This window comes from Pseudomonas sp. P4_C1, from assembly GCF_056402155.1.
Window position 1 is genome coordinate 75,593 of sequence record NZ_JBFUHY010000003.1, and the last position, 17,147, is coordinate 92,739.

A 17,147-nucleotide genomic window follows, 5' to 3' on the forward strand; every position below is an offset into this window, starting at 1 on the left:
GGGATGGCTGACGAACGGTCTGTCTGGCGAATCGGTGATACAAAACCGATGAGGATTTCATCGTACCGGGAAAAAACAGCTAATCCAGCTCAAACACGCGGTGTATGATGACCGGTCTTTTGCGACCGGGGATCGTGTCACAGGGCTGTCGCCTCAGGGTGGCAGGCTGATACGAACCCTGTTTCTCACGCTATTACACCAGGAGATATCCAATGAGCGTACTCGTAGGCAAACAAGCCCCTGACTTCACCGTACCGGCCGTACTCGGCAATGGCGAGATCGTTGACAGCTTCACCCTGTCTTCGGCGATCAAAGGCAAATACGGCCTGGTGTTCTTCTACCCACTGGACTTCACCTTCGTTTGCCCGTCCGAGCTGATCGCTCTGGACAACCGCATGTCCGAGTTCAAGGCGCGTAACGTTGAAGTGGTCGCTGTGTCGATCGACTCGCACTTCACCCACAACGCCTGGCGCAACACCCCGGTCAACAATGGCGGTATCGGCGAAGTTCGCTACACCATGGCTGCCGACATCAAGCAGGAAATCATGAAAGCCTATGACGTTCAGTCCGCTGACGGCGTGGCTTTCCGTGGCGCGTTCCTGATCGACAACAAAGGCGTTGTCCGTTCGCAGATCATCAACGACCTGCCGCTGGGCCGTAACATGGAAGAGCTGCTGCGTCTGGTCGACGCTCTGCAATTCCACGAAGAGCACGGCGAAGTCTGCCCTGCCAACTGGAAAAAAGGCGACAAAGGCATGAACGCTTCGCCAGAAGGCGTTGCGGCTTACCTGACCGAGCACGCTGCTGCTCTGTAAGGCGCACGCTCCAGCTATAAAAAGCAGGTACAAAAAAACCGGCCTTCGAGGCCGGTTTTTTTATGGGCGGGATTTCTGGTCACTGTAGGAGCGAGCCTGCTCCGGGCGGCGTTCCGACGATGGTCGTCAACGATGACGCTGGGAGCCTGACACCCCGCAGTGTTCTCTAGTCCATCGCGAGCAGGCTCGCTCCCACAAAGAGCCAACAGCATCAATCGTCGAAATCTTCCCAACCGCCCATTTGCTTCCAGCGATTGACGATGCCGCAGAACAGTTCAGCGGTCTTCTCGGTGTCGTAACGGGCCGAGTGAGCCTCGCGACCATCGAAGTCGATGTCCGCTGCCTGGCAAGCCTTGGCCAGCACGGTTTGACCGTAGGCCAGGCCCGCGAGCGTTGCGGTATCGAAACTGGAGAACGGATGGAACGGATTGCGCTTCATGTCCAGGCGCGCAACCGCTGCATTCAGAAAGCCCAGGTCGAAGCTGCTGTTATGCCCGACCAGGATCGCCCGTTTGCAACCATTGGCCTTGAGGGCCTTGCGCACGCCGCGGAAGATATCGTTCAGGGCAGACTCTTCACTCACGGCCATGCGCAGCGGGTGATCGAGCTTGATCCCGGTGAACTCCAGGGCGGCCGCTTCGATGTTCGCGCCTTCGAACGGCTCGACACGGAAAAAGTAGGTGTGATCCGGGTAAACAAAACCCTTTTCATCCATGGCGATGGTGGTCGCGGCGATCTCCAGCAGGGCATCGGTGGCTGAGTTGAAGCCACCGGTTTCTACGTCGACGACAACTGGCAGGTAACCACGGAACCTGGCAGCCATTGGATGACGAGGACCGCCTCCGCCGCCATTGCCTTCCAGTTCGTCGTCGAAATGGTCTTCACTCACGCGTGTTCCTCCAGCAGGCGCCAGCGCAGTTTTTCACCGGCGCGCAGCGGGATAACGGTCAGCTCGCCAAATGGCAGGCTGGTCGGGGCGGTCCATTCTTCGCGGACCAGGGTGATGCGATCGGTGTTGGCCGGCAGACCATAGAACCGCGGGCCGTTGAGGCTGGCGAAGGCTTCGAGCTTGTCCAGCGCGTTGCGCTGTTCAAAGGCTTCGGCATACATCTCGATGGCAGCAAAGGCTGTGTAGCAACCGGCGCAGCCGCAGGCCGCTTCCTTGGCGTGCTGGGCGTGGGGCGCCGAGTCGGTGCCGAGGAAGAACTTGTCGCTGCCGCTGGTGGCGGCGTCGAGCAGGGCTTCCTGGTGCGTATTGCGCTTGAGGATCGGCAGGCAATAAAAGTGCGGCCGAATCCCGCCCACCAGCATGTGGTTGCGGTTGTACAGCAGGTGGTGAGCCGTGATGGTCGCGCCGACGTTGGCCGAAGCCGAGTTGACGAACTGCACGGCGTCCGCGGTGGTGATGTGTTCGAACACCACTTTGAGGGTCGGGAAACGCTCGACCACACGACGCATGTGCTCGTCGATGAAGATTTTTTCGCGATCGAAAACGTCGACATCGCCTCGGGTGACTTCACCGTGAATCAACAACGGCATCCCGACTTCGGCCATGGCCTCGAGTGCAGGAAAGATCTTGTCGATGCTGGTGACGCCAGAATCCGAGTTGGTAGTCGCGCCGGCCGGGTACAGCTTGGCGGCGTGAATGAATCCGCTGGCCTTGGCCTCGCGAATTTCTTCGGGCTGGGTGCGGTCGGTCAGGTACAGGACCATCAGTGGCTCGAACAGGCTGCCGGCCGGGCGGGCAGCGAGAATCCGCTGGCGATAGCCGTCGGCTTCGGCCGCGTTGCGCACTGGTGGAACCAGGTTGGGCATGATGATCGCGCGGCCAAAGGTGCGCGCGACATCCGCGACGGTATTGGTCAACACGGCACCATCTCGAAGATGAATGTGCCAGTCGTCGGGACGCAGCAGGGTCAGGCGGTCGGACATGAGGGGATTCCAGGCGGGTCAAACTCAAGGGAATGCTACCGGAAAAGACTCTTGCAGGCACTCGCTATCAAGTTTTGCAGGAAGCTTCCGATATCCAACAGGTATGCCGTAAACATGTGTGTGTCGGTCTTTTTGTTGTAGAAGCCAGTGGAGCCTCCCGTGCGCCAGCGTTATTTAGCCTTGCTCAGTGTGTTTGCCAGCCTTCCCGCGATGGCGCTCACTTTCCAGACTCGTCTGGAGAGCATTGAGTGGACGGTCGAAGGTGACAAGTTCGAATGCCGCCTGACTCAGCCGATTACCGACTTCGGTTCGGGCGAGTTCGTGCGCAAGGCCGGTGAGCAGGCAACGTTTCGTCTGAAAGCCTATAACCCGATGATGGGCGGGGGCTCGGCGACCTTGCTGGCCGCTGCGGCACCGTGGCAACCGGGGCGTGACGATATCAACCTGGGAACGGTGAGAATCGGCAGCGGCAACGTGTTGTTCAACAGTTCACAGGTTCAGGCCGGGCGCCTGATCAGCGGACTGATGGACGGTCGCAGCCCGGTGGTTCGCCATTCTTCGGGGGATGGCCGGGTGTCGGAAGTGCGCTTGCTGCCGGTCAGGTTCACCAAGGCGTTTGCCGATTATCAAAGCTGCGTGGCCAAACTGTTGCCGCAGAACTTCGAACAGGTGAAGCGATCCGAAATCGGCTTCCCCGGCGGCGGAATCGAACTCGACAGCGCCGCGAAGGCCAAGTTGCAGGTGATGCTGGAGTACATGAAGGCCGATCCGACGGTCAATCACATCGAACTCGACGGTCACTCCGACAACAGCGGCAACCGCCTGACCAACCGCGACCTGTCGCGGCGCCGAGCCCTGGCAGTGATGGATTTCTTCAAGGCCAACGGCATCCAGGAGTCGCAAATCACTGTGCGTTTCCATGGCGAACGTTATCCGTTGGCGCCTAATACCAGCAACACCAACCGTGCGAAGAACCGTCGGGTAGCGGTACGCCTGGAGCGCGGAGCATCTACGGAACAAGTCGCCCCACAAGCGACGAAAGCGGCCATCTCGGCAACTTCCTGACTCTCCGGTCATCGTCGCGCTCTCGACAGAATCTGTCGCTTCGTCGTCATAAGCTGTCGCGCCACTGTAAATTATTCTGCATGAGCGGTAGACTTCCCGGCTTTCCGTAGAATCCCGTGGAGTGATGGCATGGCGGACGTAAACAAGGTCGTTCTGGCGTATTCCGGCGGCCTGGACACTTCGGTGATCCTCAAGTGGCTGCAGGATACTTATAACTGTGAAGTGGTGACCTTCACCGCTGACCTGGGTCAGGGCGAAGAGGTCGAACCGGCACGCGCCAAGGCGCAGGCCATGGGCGTCAAAGAGATCTACATCGATGACTTGCGCGAAGAGTTCGTGCGCGATTTCGTTTTCCCGATGTTCCGCGCCAACACCGTTTACGAGGGCGAGTACCTGCTGGGTACTTCCATCGCTCGTCCGCTGATCGCCAAGCGCCTGATCGAAATCGCCAACGAAACCGGCGCTGACGCCATTTCCCATGGCGCCACCGGCAAGGGTAACGACCAGGTTCGATTCGAACTCGGTGCCTACGCCTTGAAGCCAGGTGTGAAAGTGATTGCCCCTTGGCGCGAATGGGACCTGCTGTCCCGTGAAAAGCTGATGGATTACGCCGATAAGCACGCGATCCCGATCGAACGCCACGGCAAGAAGAAATCCCCGTACTCCATGGATGCCAACCTGCTGCACATCTCCTATGAAGGCGGCGTGCTGGAAGACACCTGGACCGAGCACGAAGAAGACATGTGGCGCTGGACCGTTTCCCCGGAAAACGCTCCAGACAAGCCGCAGTACCTGGAACTGACCTACCGCAACGGCGACATCGTCGCGCTGGACGGCGTCGAAATGACTCCGGCCACCGTGTTGGCAACGCTGAACCGTATCGGTGGCGAACATGGTATCGGCCGTCTCGACATCGTCGAGAACCGCTATGTGGGCATGAAGTCCCGCGGCTGCTACGAAACCCCGGGCGGCACCATCATGCTGCGCGCCCACCGTGCGATCGAATCGATCACCCTGGACCGCGAAGTGGCGCACCTCAAAGACGAGCTGATGCCCAAGTACGCCAGCCTGATCTACACCGGCTACTGGTGGAGCCCTGAGCGTCTGATGCTGCAACAGATGATCGATGCGTCCCAGGTCAACGTGAACGGCGTTGTGCGCCTGAAACTGTACAAGGGCAATGTGATCGTCACTGGCCGCAAGTCCGACGACTCGCTGTTCGACGCCAACATCGCGACCTTTGAAGAAGATGGCGGCGCGTACAACCAGGCGGATGCGGCGGGCTTCATCAAGCTCAACGCCTTGCGCATGCGCATTGCGGCGAATAAAGGCCGGAAGCTGTTCTGAGACCTTTGAGATCGTGATGGATACCTGACCTCGTCCTCGATGAGGTCAGGTACCTGAAAACGGGGTGTGACGCCAGTTGCTACGTTGTCGGGTGTTTTCGTTTGCGCTGATGATTTCCTGTTTTCCTCCTTCCAATGGTCTGACCTGTACTACACATTGTTGTTTGCCGGTTGCCCGGCCTGATCAATGACCGACAACCTGTGCGAGTCCAGATTGTAGGCAACATAAAAGGCGGCACAGCGCTTCCTGGCCTGCTTTGAATATTTAAGCGCACTGGCTTTCAGTAAAGTCTCCGAAACGGCACAGGTGACAAACAGAATCACGTACGCCGTCTTTTCCCGTGGCCTCTGGAGGTTTTCCAGCAGCGCTCCAAACTCGACCTCCTTGCTCATCCAGCGTGCATCCACGATGTACAGGTCTTTTATAAACTCCGGTAACTGAAGTCGATGCTGAACAAATACGGTGCTTTGCAGGCCAATTTCCGTTGGTGGGCCCTGTGCGCCGCAGGGCGTCCGAGCTGACCGCCGGTCATTCGTCGACGTTTCCAGAGCGGAACTCCCAGAGGACTTCCCGGACGCTTTTTTTTCCGGCCGCCCGGCAACATCCATGACCCTCATGAAGTGTTTTCCTTTTTCAAAGTCGGAGGGCGCATAAAGGGATTTGTAGTTGAAGTTGAGTGTCACGAAAAAAAGCAAAAGTAAATAAAACGGAAAGCTGATCAGAAACCAGACATAGAGTTCTCTTTCCTCTTGGTCGAGGAAGGGTAGAGAAATGGCTGCCGATGTCTCAGAGAGTGCTGCGAATATCGCGATAATTGTCATCGGGTTGGTGATTCGTTTTTTATTATGTTCCATATTCATGCTCTATTGTCTTTTTCGAGTGGTTTTATGTAGTGGTCGTTGTGTTTTCTTCGGTTCTTTGGGTGTTGGTGGTGCTTTAATGATTGCTCAAAAAATATTATTTGCTGTAAGAGTAATTGGATGCCTGATGTGTGATATTTCTGGTGTGAATGTTTAGTGCGAAAATATCAGTTACGTTTTAACAGGGGGTAGAGGCTTATGTTTGTCAGGGCGCGACCGCTCAGGCGGGCTCTCGGAAAATTTTGGTCGTAAATCGATAGAGGTGACGGCTGGAAAGTGCGACACACTGACGCTGACACAGTTTTCAACTCATTCCGTTCGAGGGATTTTTGTAGGAGGAATCCGTGTTGTTTGTAGGGGATGTCTCTTGGTGTGGGTGGCTGGGAGGGGCGACATGCCATGGGTGAAACGACTAGGCTATTGTGCGGGCTCTAAAAATTCGAACAGCGAAAATTGGACTTGCCCATGAATAAAGTGCTGATCGTGGATGATCACCCCGTCATTCGTCTTGCGGTACGTATGCTAATGGAACGTCATGGCTACGAAGTTATTGCAGAAACCGATAATGGTGTGGATGCACTGCAACTGGCCCGTGAACTTATGCCGGATATTGTCATTCTGGATATCGGGATTCCGAAGCTGGACGGGTTGGAAGTCATTGCGCGTTTGTCTTCGACCTCAATGCCGATGAAAGTTCTGATCCTGACTTCCCAGGCGCCGGGGCATTTTTCAATGCGTTGCATGCAATCCGGTGCGGCCGGTTATGTCTGCAAGCAACAAGACCTGACGGAGTTGCTCAGTGCGATAAAGGCCGTGTTGTCAGGCTACAGTTACTTTCCTAATCAAGCCTTGCATACCGTGCGTTGCAGTTTGGGGAACGCCAGCGAGGCCGATATGGTTGATCGATTGTCGGGGCGGGAAATGATGGTCCTGCAACAGTTGGCCCGAGGAAAGACCAATAAAGAGATTGCCGATGGAATGTTTCTCAGCAATAAAACAGTCAGTACTTACAAGACCCGCCTGTTGCTCAAACTGAATGCGAGGTCTCTGGTCGATTTGATCGAGTTGGCACAACGCAATGGTCTGGTGTGATGACGTAATTGTGCGACAAGGGGCGTCCACCAGAGTATGGCACTTAAAAAAAAGCCTCCGTTTCGGGAGGCTCTCAGGTGTCATAAGTCAAAATCGTAATCGGCCAATTGCTTTTGCAGTCGGCGCTCCTCCAGCAGATTGTCGATGGTGCGGCGTTTGCTCAGATTAGTTTTCGCTGCTTCAACCACCGGCTCAGCATCATCGGTTTCGGCGGTGGTGAAGTCGTCTTCTACGTCCAATTGCTCTTTGCCAGTACTCATTTAGTTACTCCAGGCTAAGAAGGCCTTTGGCGCTCCTTATATCGACAATCTCCCGGCGGGTAAAAAAGATTTTTTCAATCGACAATTCAATAAACCTAATAGCGCCTCAATCGTCGGAGGTTTTGTGCTTGTATTCGCACAAGTCCTCGATCCGGCAGCTCCCGCATCGGGGCTTGCGGGCCAGGCAAACGTAGCGGCCGTGAAGGATCAGCCAGTGATGGGAGTCGAGCAGGTACTCCCGGGGCACGAATTTCATCAGCTTTTTCTCGACTTCAATCACATTCTTGCCGGGAGCAATGCCAGTCCGGTTGCTGACCCTGAAAATATGCGTGTCGACGGCCATGGTCAGCTGACGGAATGCCGTATTGAGTACCACATTGGCGGTTTTGCGGCCGACGCCGGGCAGTGCTTCCAGCTCTTCGCGGGTTTGTGGCACTTCACCTGCGTGGCGCTCGACCAGCAGGCGGCAGGTTTCGATCACGTTTTTTGCCTTGCTGTTGTACAGACCGATGGTCTTGATGTACTCCGACAGTCCTTCGACACCCAGGGCATGGATCGCTGCCGGGGTATTGGCGACCGGGAACAGCCTGGCTGTGGCCTTGTTGACGCCGACATCGGTCGACTGCGCCGAGAGAATCACGGCAATCAGCAATTCGAACGGTGAGGAATAGGCCAGTTCGGTCTTTGGTTCCGGGTTGTCCTCGTGCAGCCTGCGGAAAATTTCCAGACGTTTTGCGGCATTCATGGGCAGTGCGTTTCCTCGAAGACGATCAATGTGTGGAGCTGGGTCGCCAGGCCTGCCAGGCGGCGATCAGCAATCCGAGCAGAATGAACCCGCCAGGGACCAATGTGGCCAGGCGCAGCCCGCCATCGGCCATCAGTACCCAGCCTTGCCAGTCAGTTTGCGTAGCGCCGATCAGCCACGCCAGGTGATTTCCGAGTGTCCCGTTGCCGATGAGTTCGCGCAGCAGGCCCAGTGCGATCATCAGCACGACAAACTGTCCATTGAGTCGCAGGCGTGTGTGCCAGCTGTTCTGAAAGAATCCCGTGTGTTCCAGTACGACGCATTGCAAGGCGATCAAAGCGCCATAAAACCCCAGATGCTGCTGCCATTGCAGCGACCAGGCCTGTGCCATGAGTTCCGCGCAACTGGTGAGCGTGGTTGCCAACAGGATGCTGGCCAGCAAACGGTTCGCCGGGACCAGTCGGGATCGCAGGGCGCCCATGGCCAGGCTGAACAACTGGGTCACTACCATGAACATCAGGCACAGGCCAAGTGCGGCCATCAGCGACTCGCTAGCGCCGATCAGCGGCGTCAGCATCAAGGCGTTGCGCGGAGTCGATGAGTTATCCATGGGCAGGGTTTCCGAGCAGTTGTTGCCGGTGTTCATCGAAGTAGCGCAACGCATCGTGGACGGCATTGATCACCGCCCTTGAGGTGATAGTCGCACCTGCAATCTGATCGAACTGCCCCTGATCCTTTTTCAACGCCCAGCCACTGTCGCCCGGTTCTGTTCGAGACTTGCCGGAAAAAACCTGAAGCCAGGCATTGGGCCAGTCGGCGATCCGCGCACCCAGTCCAGGGGTTTCCGACTGTTTGAGGGTTTTGACGCCCAGCAACCTGCCATTGGCGTCGACAGCGATCAACAGGTCGATGGCACCCGCGTAGCCAAGGGTTTGACTGCGCAGCAACACTGCGACGGGTTGATCGGTCCGGGTCGCCAGATAGCCACCGAGCAAGGCGCTGTTGGTCAGGGCAGTTGATTCGACCCTGATGGGGTGTTCGAGTGGTTGATTGTCGTAGCTGTCCGGCGCGATCAGGTCCAGCAGATTACGGCTGTCGATCAGGCGCTGTTCGGCTGCAATGCGCGGCGCGCTGCCGAGCTGCACGAAGTACGTCACACCAAGGCCCAGTGCGGTCAAAAGCACTAGAAGCGCGATGCTTGACGTCCGGTTCATGGTGCCTCCGGCTGTTGTCTGGCCGCCACGAACCTCTCCAGCGCCGGCACGCACAGGTTCATAAACAGCACGGCAAAGGCGATGCCGTCCGGATAGCCGCCCCAGGTACGGATCAGATAAGTCAGCAGTCCGACGCCAGCGCCGAACAGCAGTCGCGCGCCTGGGTTTCTGGCGCCGGACACCGGTTCGGTGATGATGAAGAACGCCCCCAGAATGGTTGCGCCGCTAAGCAGATGAAACAGCGGTGAACCATGGGAGTCGGAGCCCGACCCGTTCCAGCACAGCAAGCTGATGATGAACAGGCTGGCCAGCATGCCGACCGGGGCATGCCAACTGATCACCCGCCGTTGCAGGAGAAACAATCCACCTGCCAGAAACGCCAGGCTCATCCATTCCACTCCCCGGCCGCCGAAGTGGCCGAATGCCGGGTTGCCGGCAAACAGTTCATCCATGGTCAGGCTTTTGTTGATCCGCAGACTGTCCAGTGCCGTGGCCTGCACCCATGCATCCGGCGCCTGGCCGACACCGAACACTTGCTGCAAACCACTCGGCAGATCCATGCCATGGGACGATGGCCAATGGGTCATTGGTTGGGGGAAGGTCACCAGCACCAGAGCAAAACCGAGCATCGCCGGGTTGAAAGGATTCGAGCCGACACCGCCATACAAGTGCTTGCCAAACACCATGGCAAAAGCGGCAGCACTGAGGGTCAGCCACCATGGGCAGTAAGGCGGTAGCGCCAGAGCCAGCAAGGTGGCACTGACCAACGCGCTACCGTCCCTCAGGGTTGGTTGTAGCGGCCGCCTGCGCCATTGCACGACGGCGGCCTCGACGGCCAGCGCAGCAGCGGTCGCCAGAACCAGATTGATCAACACGCCCCAGCCGTACAGCCAGAACGCCGCCAGTATTCCTGGCAGCGTGGCCAGCAGCACCAGTTTCATCGCCTGTTGCAGGCGATCATCAACCGCTTCAAGGGCTGGCATGGGCGTCCACCTGGCGTTCGGCTTCACCGAGTGCGCGCTCCAGGGCTTCGATTTGTTCCGCCGGTGCTGCACTGGCCTGAGCCTTCTTGAGTTCGGCGCGGCGCATGGCCAACTGGATCTTGGCCCGTTTCAGATCGGCGTCATTTGACGACACCGCTGCGACCGCCGGCGCAGGGGCTGGTGGGGTGATGGTTTCCAGTTGCGCCAGTTTTTGTTCGGCGGCTTCGAACTGCTGTTGCAGGACGATCAACTGCGATTGCTGTTCGAAGGTTGGCGGATGCCCGAACGCCTTCAGCGATTTTTGCAGCTGCGCCCGACTCATCGCGACATCGATTTTCGCCTTTTTCAGCGCGGCATCGGCATTGGCGGCTTTCTGTGCGCGAACACGCTCGAGGGCGGACTGCACCGGGTCGACAGTCGCCTCGGCAGGTTGCGCGGCACGTTGCCGGGCCTGGCGTTCGGCGATTTTCTGTTGTTCTTCGCGCTGCAAGCGGGCATTGCGTTGTTCGAAGCGGCGCCGTGCGTGATCGCGCTTGAGGGTGCGGGCCTGCCGTGCTTGCGGTGTGAGGGCCAGGCCCCCGACAACCGGCAATACGGTGTCCATTGGCAGCGGGCGCATTTCGATGCAGTCCACCGGGCACGGTGCCACGCAAAGATCGCAACCGGTGCACTCATCGATGATCACCGTGTGCATCAGTTTGGCTGCACCGACAATGGCATCGACCGGACAGGCCTGAATGCACTTGGTGCAACCAATACACTCGGCTTCGCGGATATAGGCGATCTGCGCAGGTGCCGAGCCGCGAGTGATGTCCAGTTCCAGCACAGGCACCTTCAGCAACTCGGCCAGGGCCGCGATGGTTTCCTTGCCACCGGGCGGACACTTGTTGATCGGCTCACCGCTGGCGATGCCTTCGGCGTACGGCTTGCACCCGGGGTGGCCGCATTTGCCACATTGGGTTTGCGGCAAGAGTGCGTCGATGCGTTGAATCAGACTCATGTTTTGATCAGTCCGCTGAATCCGAGAAAAGCCACTGCAATCAGGCCGGCACCAATCAGGTCGATCGGCAGGCCGCGAAAGGGCAGGGGAACATCGTTGCCGGCCGTACGTTCACGCAAATCAACGAACAGGCTCAGCACCAGCCAGAAGCCCAGCCCTGCACCGAGGCCCAAGGCTGTGGCGTGAAAGAAACCCTTGTCTTCCTGAGCATTGAGCAAGGCTACGCCGAGCACGCCGGCATTGCCCAGCAGCAACGGCCAGAGGCCTTCAAACGGCAGTGTCGAAAACAACCGCGCCAGAAACTTCAGCAACGGGCTGATCAGCAGCACGCTCAATGGCAGAAACACAAACAGACGCAACGGCGTCAATTGCAGCGGCACCAACAGCCAGTGATAGAGCGCGTAGCCGAGCATGCCCACGACCAGGATCAGGCACGTCGTCGCAATGCCCAAGGCATGGACCTGACGGCGCTGGCCGGCCAGCAACGGATCGACGGCCAACGGCCAGTGCAACACGAGGTTGTTGATCAGGGCAGCGCTGATGAGCGTAAGCAGGATTTCGGTCATTGTTCGTGCCGGCAGGAACGGTAGTTTTTGTAGGAGCCAGCTCGCTCCTACAGGAGATGGTCTGAAAAGCTTAGGCATTATCCGGCAAGGCGGGAGGGTGGGCCAGACATGAAAATCCCACAGTCGCGTCAGGCACGGCTGTGGGATCGGTTCAGCGCAGAAATTTACTTGATGCGCTGACCTGGCTTGGCGCCGCTGTCAGGGCTGAGCAGGTAGATTTCTTCGCCACCAGGGCCGGCGGCCATCACCATGCCTTCGGAGATGCCGAACTTCATTTTCCGTGGCTTGAGGTTGGCGATCATCATGGTCAGGCGACCATTGAGCTTGGATGGGTCCGGGTAGGCACTCTTGATCCCGGAGAACACGTTGCGTTGCTCGTCACCAATGTCCAGGGTCAGGCGCAACAGCTTGTCGGCGCCCTCCACGTGTTCGGCCTTGACGATCAGCGCGACGCGCAAATCGACGGCGGCAAAGGTGTCGAACTCGATTTCCGGCGACAGCGGATCCTTGGCCAGTTCGCCATTGCCGGCAGGTGCGGCTGCGCCGGTGTCGGTCTGGCTGGCGGTCAGGTCTTCTTTCGAGGCGTCGGTCATGGCTTGCACCTTGACCGGGTCGATTCGGGTCATCAACGGCTTGAACTCGTTCAACTGGTGATTGCTGAGCAAGGTCGCGTGGTCGTTCCAGGTCAGCGGCGCGACGTTGAGGAACGCCTCGGCATCGGCGGCCAGCAATGGCAGCACAGGCTTGAGGAAGATCACCAACTGGCGGAACAGGTTGACGCCTGTGGCGCAGATGGCCTGGACTTCATCCTGCTTGCCTTCCTGTTTGTTCAACGACCACGGCGCCTTGTCGGCGATCCAGGCGTTGGCGCGGTCGGCCAGGCCCATGATCTCGCGCATGGCGCGGGCGAAGTCGCGGGCTTCATAGGCGTCGGCGATGCTCGGCGCGGCGGCCAGGAAGGCTTCGGTCAGTTCCGGCGCGGCGTTGGTGTCGACCATCACGCCGGCATTGCCCTTGTTGATGAAGCCGGCGCAACGGCTGGCGATGTTGACGACTTTGCCCACCAGGTCGGAGTTGACCTTCTGTACGAAGTCTTCGAGGTTCAGGTCGAGGTCGTCGACGCCACGGCCCAGCTTGGCCGCGTAGTAGTAGCGCAGGTATTCCGGCGACAGGTGGTCCAGGTAGGTCCGGGCCTTGATGAAGGTGCCACGGGACTTGGACATTTTCTGGCCATTGACGGTCAGGTAGCCGTGCACGTTGATCCCGGTCGGCTTGCGGTAGCCTGCGCCTTCGAGCATGGCTGGCCAGAACAGGGCGTGGAAGTTGACGATGTCCTTGCCGATGAAATGGTACAGCTCGGCGGTGGAGTCCTTGCCCCAGAACGCATCGAAGTCCAGCTCCGGCGTACGGTTGCACAGGTTCTTGAAGCTGGCCATGTAGCCGATCGGTGCATCCAGCCACACGTAAAAGTATTTGCCCGGCTCGTCGGGAATTTCAAAACCAAAGTACGGCGCATCGCGGGAGATGTCCCACTGTTGCAGACCGGCGTCCAGCCATTCGGCGATCTTGTTGGCTACGGCGTCTTGCAGGGTGCCGCTGCGGGTCCAGGTCTGCAGCATGGCCTGGAAGTCTGGCAGCTTGAAGAAGAAGTGCTGGGAGTCCTTGAGCACCGGGGTGGCGCCGGAGATCGCCGACTTCGGATCCTTCAGGTCGGTTGGCGCGTAAGTCGCGCCGCATTTTTCGCAGTTGTCGCCGTACTGGTCTTCGGTGCCGCATTTCGGGCAGGTGCCCTTGATGAAGCGGTCGGCCAGGAACATTTTCTTTTCCGGGTCGAAATACTGGGTGATCGAGCGCGTGGCGATGTGCCCGGCGTCACGCAGCTTCAGGTAAATCTGGCTCGACAGCTCACGGTTTTCTTCGGCGTGAGTGGAGTGGAAGTTATCGAAATCCACCAGAAAGTCGGCAAAGTCGGCGCTGTGTTCAGCCTGGACGTTGGCGATCAGTTGTTCCGGGGTGATGCCTTCCTTTTCCGCGCGCAGCATGATCGCCGAACCGTGGGCGTCGTCGGCGCAGACATAGATGCATTGATTGCCGCGGTGCTTCTGGAAGCGCACCCACATATCGGTCTGGATGTATTCCAGCATATGGCCGAGGTGAATCGAACCATTGGCATAGGGCAGGGCGCTGGTGACGAGGATCTTGCGTGGCTCGGACATGGGGCTCGGCTACTTGATGAAACGGAGGTCGGCCACTATAAAGCGCTGGCGCATATTTTTCACCCTGTGGGCCTGTTTCATTGGATGAGTAACGGGTCGATGCAATCTTTTGAGCATCCCGCCTGACGCTTAGAACAGGTACGATACTCTCCATCTTTTCCAAGTCCTGTTTTCGGAGTTGCCCATGAGCGCCGTCAATCGCGCAGCGGTGGAAGCCGTCCTTCGCCAATACACCGACCCATACCTGAACCAGGACCCGGTCAGCGCCGGGTGTGTGCGCAACATCGAGATCCAGGGCGACCGCGTCAGCGTTCAGCTCGAACTGGGCTACGCCGCCGGTCTGTTCAAGAGCGGCTGGGCGCAGATGTTGCAAATGGCCATCGAAGGCCTGGACGGCGTGGCATCCGCCCGTGTCGACATCAGCAGCGTCATCGCCGCACACAAGGCCCAGGCACAGATTCCGGGGCTGGCCAACGTCAAGAACGTGGTAGCTGTGGCGTCCGGCAAGGGCGGCGTGGGCAAATCCACCACGGCGGCCAACCTGGCCCTGGCCCTGGCCCGCGAAGGTGCCAAGGTCGGGATTCTCGATGCAGACATCTACGGCCCAAGCCAGGGCATCATGTTCGGCATCCCCGAGCGCACCCGTCCTGAGGTCAAGGATCAGAAATGGTTCGTTCCGCTCAAGTCCCATGGCGTCGAAGTGATGTCCATGGCGTTCCTGACAGACGACAACACGCCGATGGTCTGGCGCGGTCCGATGGTCTCCGGCGCCTTGCTGCAATTGGTGACCCAGACTGCGTGGGGCGACCTGGACTATTTGGTCATCGACATGCCGCCAGGCACCGGTGACATCCAGTTGACCCTGGCGCAGAAAGTGCCAGTGGCCGGTGCAGTCATCGTGACCACCCCGCAGGACCTGGCATTGCTGGACGCGCGCAAGGGCGTGGAAATGTTCCGCAAGGTCAACATTCCGGTGCTGGGCGTGGTGGAAAACATGGCCGTGCACATCTGCTCCAATTGCGGACATGCCGAGCATCTGTTCGGTGAAGGCGGTGGCGTGAAACTGGCCAACCAGTATGGCGTCGAGCTGCTGGCCTCGTTGCCGCTGTCGATGGTCATCCGCGAACAGGCCGATGGCGGCAAGCCAACGGTGATCGCCGAGCCTGACAGCCAGATCGCCATGGTCTACCAGGAACTGGCTCGCCATGTCGGTGCGCGGATCGTATTGCAGGAAGCGTTGACGCCGGCGATGCCGAATATCAGCGTCAGCGACGACTAATAAGCTGAAATACGAATCCCTGTAGGAGCGAGCCTGCTCGCGAAGGTGTGTCAGGCACCGCGGTGTCGACTGATACACCTTCGCGAGCAGGCTCGCTCCTACAGTTGTTCTTTGTCGCGTCTTAGATCCGCAACCCGCCATCCATCTCCAGAATCCGACCGGTGTAGTAGTCGTTCTCGAAGATGTACGCCGCCGAATGGGCGATCTCTTCCGGCTTGCCCATACGCTTGAGCGGGATCCCGGCGGTCATCTTCTCCAGGGCTTCAGGCTTCATGCTCAGGGTCATTTCGGTTTCGATGAAGCCCGGTGCAATGCCGGCGACACGAATGCCGTAGCGTGCCAGTTCCTTGGCCCAGGTCACGGTTGCCGCCGCGACACCGGCCTTGGCCGCCGAGTAGTTGGTCTGACCGACGTTGCCAGCGCGGGAAATCGACGAGATATTGATGATCGCCCCGCTGTTGTTCAGCTCGACCATTTTCGCCGCGACTTCACGGGTGCACAGGAACACGCCGGTCAGGTTGACGTCGATGACCGCCTGCCACTGGGCCAGGCTCATTTTGGTCATTTCGCCATCCTTGACCTTGAGCAGCAGGCCGTCGCGCAGGATCCCGGCATTGTTGATCAGGCCGTGGATCGCGCCGAAGTCTTCGGCGACCTGGGCGACCATGTGGGTCACTTGCTCTTCATTGGCCACGTTGCACAGGTAGGCGCGGGCCTCGATACCCTGGGCCTTGCAGGCCGCGACGGCATCGTCGAGTTTTTCCTGATTGAGGTCCACCAGCGCGAGTTTCGCGCCCAGGCCTGCGAAATACTCGGCCATGGAGCGGCCTAAACCCTGGCAACCGCCAGTGATAATGATTACTTTGTCAGTGAGTTGCATTCGCATGCCCCGGTGCAGGTCTGAGTGGTTTCCTTTAGAGAGCCTCTCGATCTGCGCCTGACCTGGCTTGGCTGCACATGAGAACTGCCCCGATGGCGTGCTGGGACTTTCACCAGCAGCTCGTCCGTTTTTCTGACGGATTCTATTTAAGGAGTCATAAATTGAGCGTTGAAGCGGCTAAGCATGCACGAGAATTGCTCCTCAAGGAATACCGTGGGGTGCTCTCGACGCACTCCAAATCGATGCCCGGTTTTCCGTTCGGCTCCGTGGTTCCGTACTGCCTGGACGAGCTGGGCCGGCCGCTGATCCTGATCAGCCGCATCGCCCAGCACACGCATAATCTGCAGAAAGATCCGAAGTGTTCGCTCTTTGTCGGCGAACGTGGCGCCGAAGATGTCCAGGCTGTTGGTCGACTGACTTACCTGGCTGAGGCGCAGCAGCTTGAAGATGAAGCAGCTATCGAGGCCGGCTCCGAACGTTACTACCGCTACTTTCCCGAGTCGCAGGGTTATCACAAGGCTCACGATTTCGACTTCTGGGTGCTCAAGCCTGTACGCCACCGTTATATCGGCGGTTTTGGCGCCATTCATTGGGTCAACGACCTGACACTGGCCAACCCGTTCGCCGGCAAGGCCGAAGTGAGCATGGTCGAGCACATGAACGCCGATCACGCCAAGGCCATCGCCCATTACGTCGATCTGGCCGGGCTGCCGAAAAACGTGCCAGCGCAAATGGCCGGTATCGACAGCGAAGGTATGCACCTGCGTATCGGTCAAAGCCTGTACTGGTTGCCGTTTCAAGCGCCTTGTAATACCCCGACACAAGTCCGCGAAGCCTTGGTTTCTCTGGCTCACGCCGATCATTGGCCGAAAAATGAAGTGGCCGATGCTTGA

At 58.6% G+C, this 17,147-nt stretch carries 18 protein-coding genes; 6 read left to right on the plus strand and 12 right to left on the minus strand.

All coding sequences use genetic code 11. The features are described from left to right. The first annotated feature begins 212 nt into the window (after positions 1-212). Entirely contained in the window at positions 213-815 is a 603-nt protein-coding gene (locus tag AC1DU9_RS02825; RefSeq protein ID WP_093226492.1) for a peroxiredoxin, read from the plus strand. Between the two features lie 211 nt (positions 816-1,026). Here AC1DU9_RS02825 and rnt read toward each other — a convergent pair whose 3' ends face one another. Both rnt and pyrC read right to left on the minus strand, forming a co-directional pair. Beyond that, a complete protein-coding gene (rnt, locus tag AC1DU9_RS02830) occupies positions 1,027-1,704 on the minus strand; it encodes a ribonuclease T (protein ID WP_046043606.1) in 678 nt (225 codons plus the stop codon). Beyond that, positions 1,701-2,747, minus strand: a complete 1,047-nt coding sequence (gene pyrC, locus AC1DU9_RS02835; RefSeq protein ID WP_223459944.1) for a dihydroorotase — start codon at positions 2,745-2,747, stop codon at positions 1,701-1,703. The genes rnt and pyrC overlap by 4 nt, the downstream gene beginning before the upstream one ends. Positions 2,748-2,906: 159 nt before the next feature. Between pyrC and AC1DU9_RS02840 the strand changes: the two genes are divergently transcribed. Next, entirely contained in the window at positions 2,907-3,812 is a 906-nt protein-coding gene (locus tag AC1DU9_RS02840) for a flagellar protein MotY (RefSeq protein WP_477809709.1), read from the plus strand. A gap of 129 nt (positions 3,813-3,941) precedes the next feature. Beyond that, entirely contained in the window at positions 3,942-5,159 is a 1,218-nt protein-coding gene (locus AC1DU9_RS02845; protein ID WP_007985864.1) for an argininosuccinate synthase, read from the plus strand. Between the two features lie 149 nt (positions 5,160-5,308). On the opposite strand, the gene AC1DU9_RS02850 is transcribed toward AC1DU9_RS02845, so the two are convergent. Next, positions 5,309-6,013: a hypothetical protein gene (locus tag AC1DU9_RS02850; protein ID WP_477809734.1), complete on the minus strand. Its 705-nt coding sequence runs from the start codon at positions 6,011-6,013 to the stop codon at positions 5,309-5,311. Between the two features lie 471 nt (positions 6,014-6,484). Between AC1DU9_RS02850 and AC1DU9_RS02855 the strand changes: the two genes are divergently transcribed. Beyond that, a complete protein-coding gene (locus AC1DU9_RS02855) occupies positions 6,485-7,111 on the plus strand; it encodes a response regulator transcription factor (protein ID WP_008053528.1) in 627 nt (208 codons plus the stop codon). An 80-nt stretch (positions 7,112-7,191) separates the two neighbouring features. On the opposite strand, the gene AC1DU9_RS02860 is transcribed toward AC1DU9_RS02855, so the two are convergent. The 8 genes from AC1DU9_RS02860 to metG form a co-directional block, all read right to left on the minus strand. Further along, positions 7,192-7,371 carry a PA3496 family putative envelope integrity protein gene (locus AC1DU9_RS02860; RefSeq protein WP_223459949.1) on the minus strand — a complete coding sequence of 60 codons (180 nt, stop codon included), beginning with the start codon at positions 7,369-7,371 and terminating at the stop codon, positions 7,192-7,194. 106 nt (positions 7,372-7,477) lie between these two features. Further along, on the minus strand, positions 7,478-8,116 hold the full coding sequence (gene nth, locus AC1DU9_RS02865) for an endonuclease III (protein ID WP_223459951.1): 639 nt from the start codon (positions 8,114-8,116) through the stop codon (positions 7,478-7,480). 25 nt (positions 8,117-8,141) lie between these two features. After that, positions 8,142-8,726, minus strand: a complete 585-nt coding sequence (locus tag AC1DU9_RS02870) for an Rnf-Nqr domain containing protein (protein WP_223459953.1) — start codon at positions 8,724-8,726, stop codon at positions 8,142-8,144. Continuing rightward, positions 8,719-9,330 carry an RnfABCDGE type electron transport complex subunit G gene (locus tag AC1DU9_RS02875; RefSeq protein ID WP_477809710.1) on the minus strand — a complete coding sequence of 204 codons (612 nt, stop codon included), beginning with the start codon at positions 9,328-9,330 and terminating at the stop codon, positions 8,719-8,721. The genes AC1DU9_RS02870 and AC1DU9_RS02875 overlap by 8 nt, the downstream gene beginning before the upstream one ends. Beyond that, positions 9,327-10,313, minus strand: coding sequence for an RnfABCDGE type electron transport complex subunit D (locus tag AC1DU9_RS02880; protein WP_477809711.1), 987 nt, complete (start codon positions 10,311-10,313; stop codon positions 9,327-9,329). Before AC1DU9_RS02880 ends, AC1DU9_RS02875 begins: the two co-directional genes overlap by 4 nt. Further along, a complete protein-coding gene (gene rsxB / locus AC1DU9_RS02885; RefSeq protein WP_477809712.1) occupies positions 10,300-11,313 on the minus strand; it encodes an electron transport complex subunit RsxB in 1,014 nt (337 codons plus the stop codon). Before rsxB ends, AC1DU9_RS02880 begins: the two co-directional genes overlap by 14 nt. Further along, complete coding sequence (locus AC1DU9_RS02890) at positions 11,310-11,879, minus strand: electron transport complex protein RnfA (RefSeq protein WP_477809713.1); 570 nt, start codon at positions 11,877-11,879, stop codon at positions 11,310-11,312. Before AC1DU9_RS02890 ends, rsxB begins: the two co-directional genes overlap by 4 nt. A 164-nt stretch (positions 11,880-12,043) precedes the next feature. After that, the gene (metG, locus tag AC1DU9_RS02895; RefSeq protein ID WP_223459964.1) at positions 12,044-14,095 is read right to left on the minus strand and encodes a methionine--tRNA ligase; all 2,052 of its coding nucleotides are present in this window, start codon (positions 14,093-14,095) and stop codon (positions 12,044-12,046) included. 184 nt (positions 14,096-14,279) lie between these two features. Here metG and apbC point away from each other — a divergent pair, with 184 nt between their 5' ends. Continuing rightward, on the plus strand, positions 14,280-15,374 hold the full coding sequence (apbC, locus tag AC1DU9_RS02900; RefSeq protein WP_477809714.1) for an iron-sulfur cluster carrier protein ApbC: 1,095 nt from the start codon (positions 14,280-14,282) through the stop codon (positions 15,372-15,374). A 121-nt stretch (positions 15,375-15,495) separates the two neighbouring features. Here apbC and AC1DU9_RS02905 read toward each other — a convergent pair whose 3' ends face one another. Further along, positions 15,496-16,254: an SDR family oxidoreductase gene (locus tag AC1DU9_RS02905; RefSeq protein ID WP_223459968.1), complete on the minus strand. Its 759-nt coding sequence runs from the start codon at positions 16,252-16,254 to the stop codon at positions 15,496-15,498. A gap of 161 nt (positions 16,255-16,415) precedes the next feature. On the opposite strand from AC1DU9_RS02905, the gene AC1DU9_RS02910 reads away from it, so the two are divergent. After that, complete coding sequence (locus tag AC1DU9_RS02910; RefSeq protein WP_477809715.1) at positions 16,416-17,147, plus strand: HugZ family pyridoxamine 5'-phosphate oxidase; 732 nt, start codon at positions 16,416-16,418, stop codon at positions 17,145-17,147.

Excerpts from the sequence above, each read along its gene's own strand:
- AC1DU9_RS02825 (WP_093226492.1), top strand. The coding sequence starts at position 213 with ATGAGCGTACTCGTAGGCAAACAAGCCCCTGACTTCACCGTACCGGCC.
- pyrC (WP_223459944.1), bottom strand. The coding sequence starts at position 2,747 with ATGTCCGACCGCCTGACCCTGCTGCGTCCCGACGACTGGCACATTCAT.
- AC1DU9_RS02845 (WP_007985864.1), top strand. The coding sequence starts at position 3,942 with ATGGCGGACGTAAACAAGGTCGTTCTGGCGTATTCCGGCGGCCTGGAC.
- AC1DU9_RS02850 (WP_477809734.1), bottom strand. The coding sequence starts at position 6,013 with ATGGAACATAATAAAAAACGAATCACCAACCCGATGACAATTATCGCG.
- AC1DU9_RS02855 (WP_008053528.1), top strand. The coding sequence starts at position 6,485 with ATGAATAAAGTGCTGATCGTGGATGATCACCCCGTCATTCGTCTTGCG.
- AC1DU9_RS02860 (WP_223459949.1), bottom strand. The coding sequence starts at position 7,371 with ATGAGTACTGGCAAAGAGCAATTGGACGTAGAAGACGACTTCACCACC.
- nth (WP_223459951.1), bottom strand. The coding sequence starts at position 8,116 with ATGAATGCCGCAAAACGTCTGGAAATTTTCCGCAGGCTGCACGAGGAC.
- AC1DU9_RS02870 (WP_223459953.1), bottom strand. The coding sequence starts at position 8,726 with ATGGATAACTCATCGACTCCGCGCAACGCCTTGATGCTGACGCCGCTG.
- AC1DU9_RS02875 (WP_477809710.1), bottom strand. The coding sequence starts at position 9,330 with ATGAACCGGACGTCAAGCATCGCGCTTCTAGTGCTTTTGACCGCACTG.
- AC1DU9_RS02880 (WP_477809711.1), bottom strand. The coding sequence starts at position 10,313 with ATGCCAGCCCTTGAAGCGGTTGATGATCGCCTGCAACAGGCGATGAAA.
- rsxB (WP_477809712.1), bottom strand. The coding sequence starts at position 11,313 with ATGAGTCTGATTCAACGCATCGACGCACTCTTGCCGCAAACCCAATGT.
- AC1DU9_RS02890 (WP_477809713.1), bottom strand. The coding sequence starts at position 11,879 with ATGACCGAAATCCTGCTTACGCTCATCAGCGCTGCCCTGATCAACAAC.
- metG (WP_223459964.1), bottom strand. The coding sequence starts at position 14,095 with ATGTCCGAGCCACGCAAGATCCTCGTCACCAGCGCCCTGCCCTATGCC.
- apbC (WP_477809714.1), top strand. The coding sequence starts at position 14,280 with ATGAGCGCCGTCAATCGCGCAGCGGTGGAAGCCGTCCTTCGCCAATAC.
- AC1DU9_RS02905 (WP_223459968.1), bottom strand. The coding sequence starts at position 16,254 with ATGCAACTCACTGACAAAGTAATCATTATCACTGGCGGTTGCCAGGGT.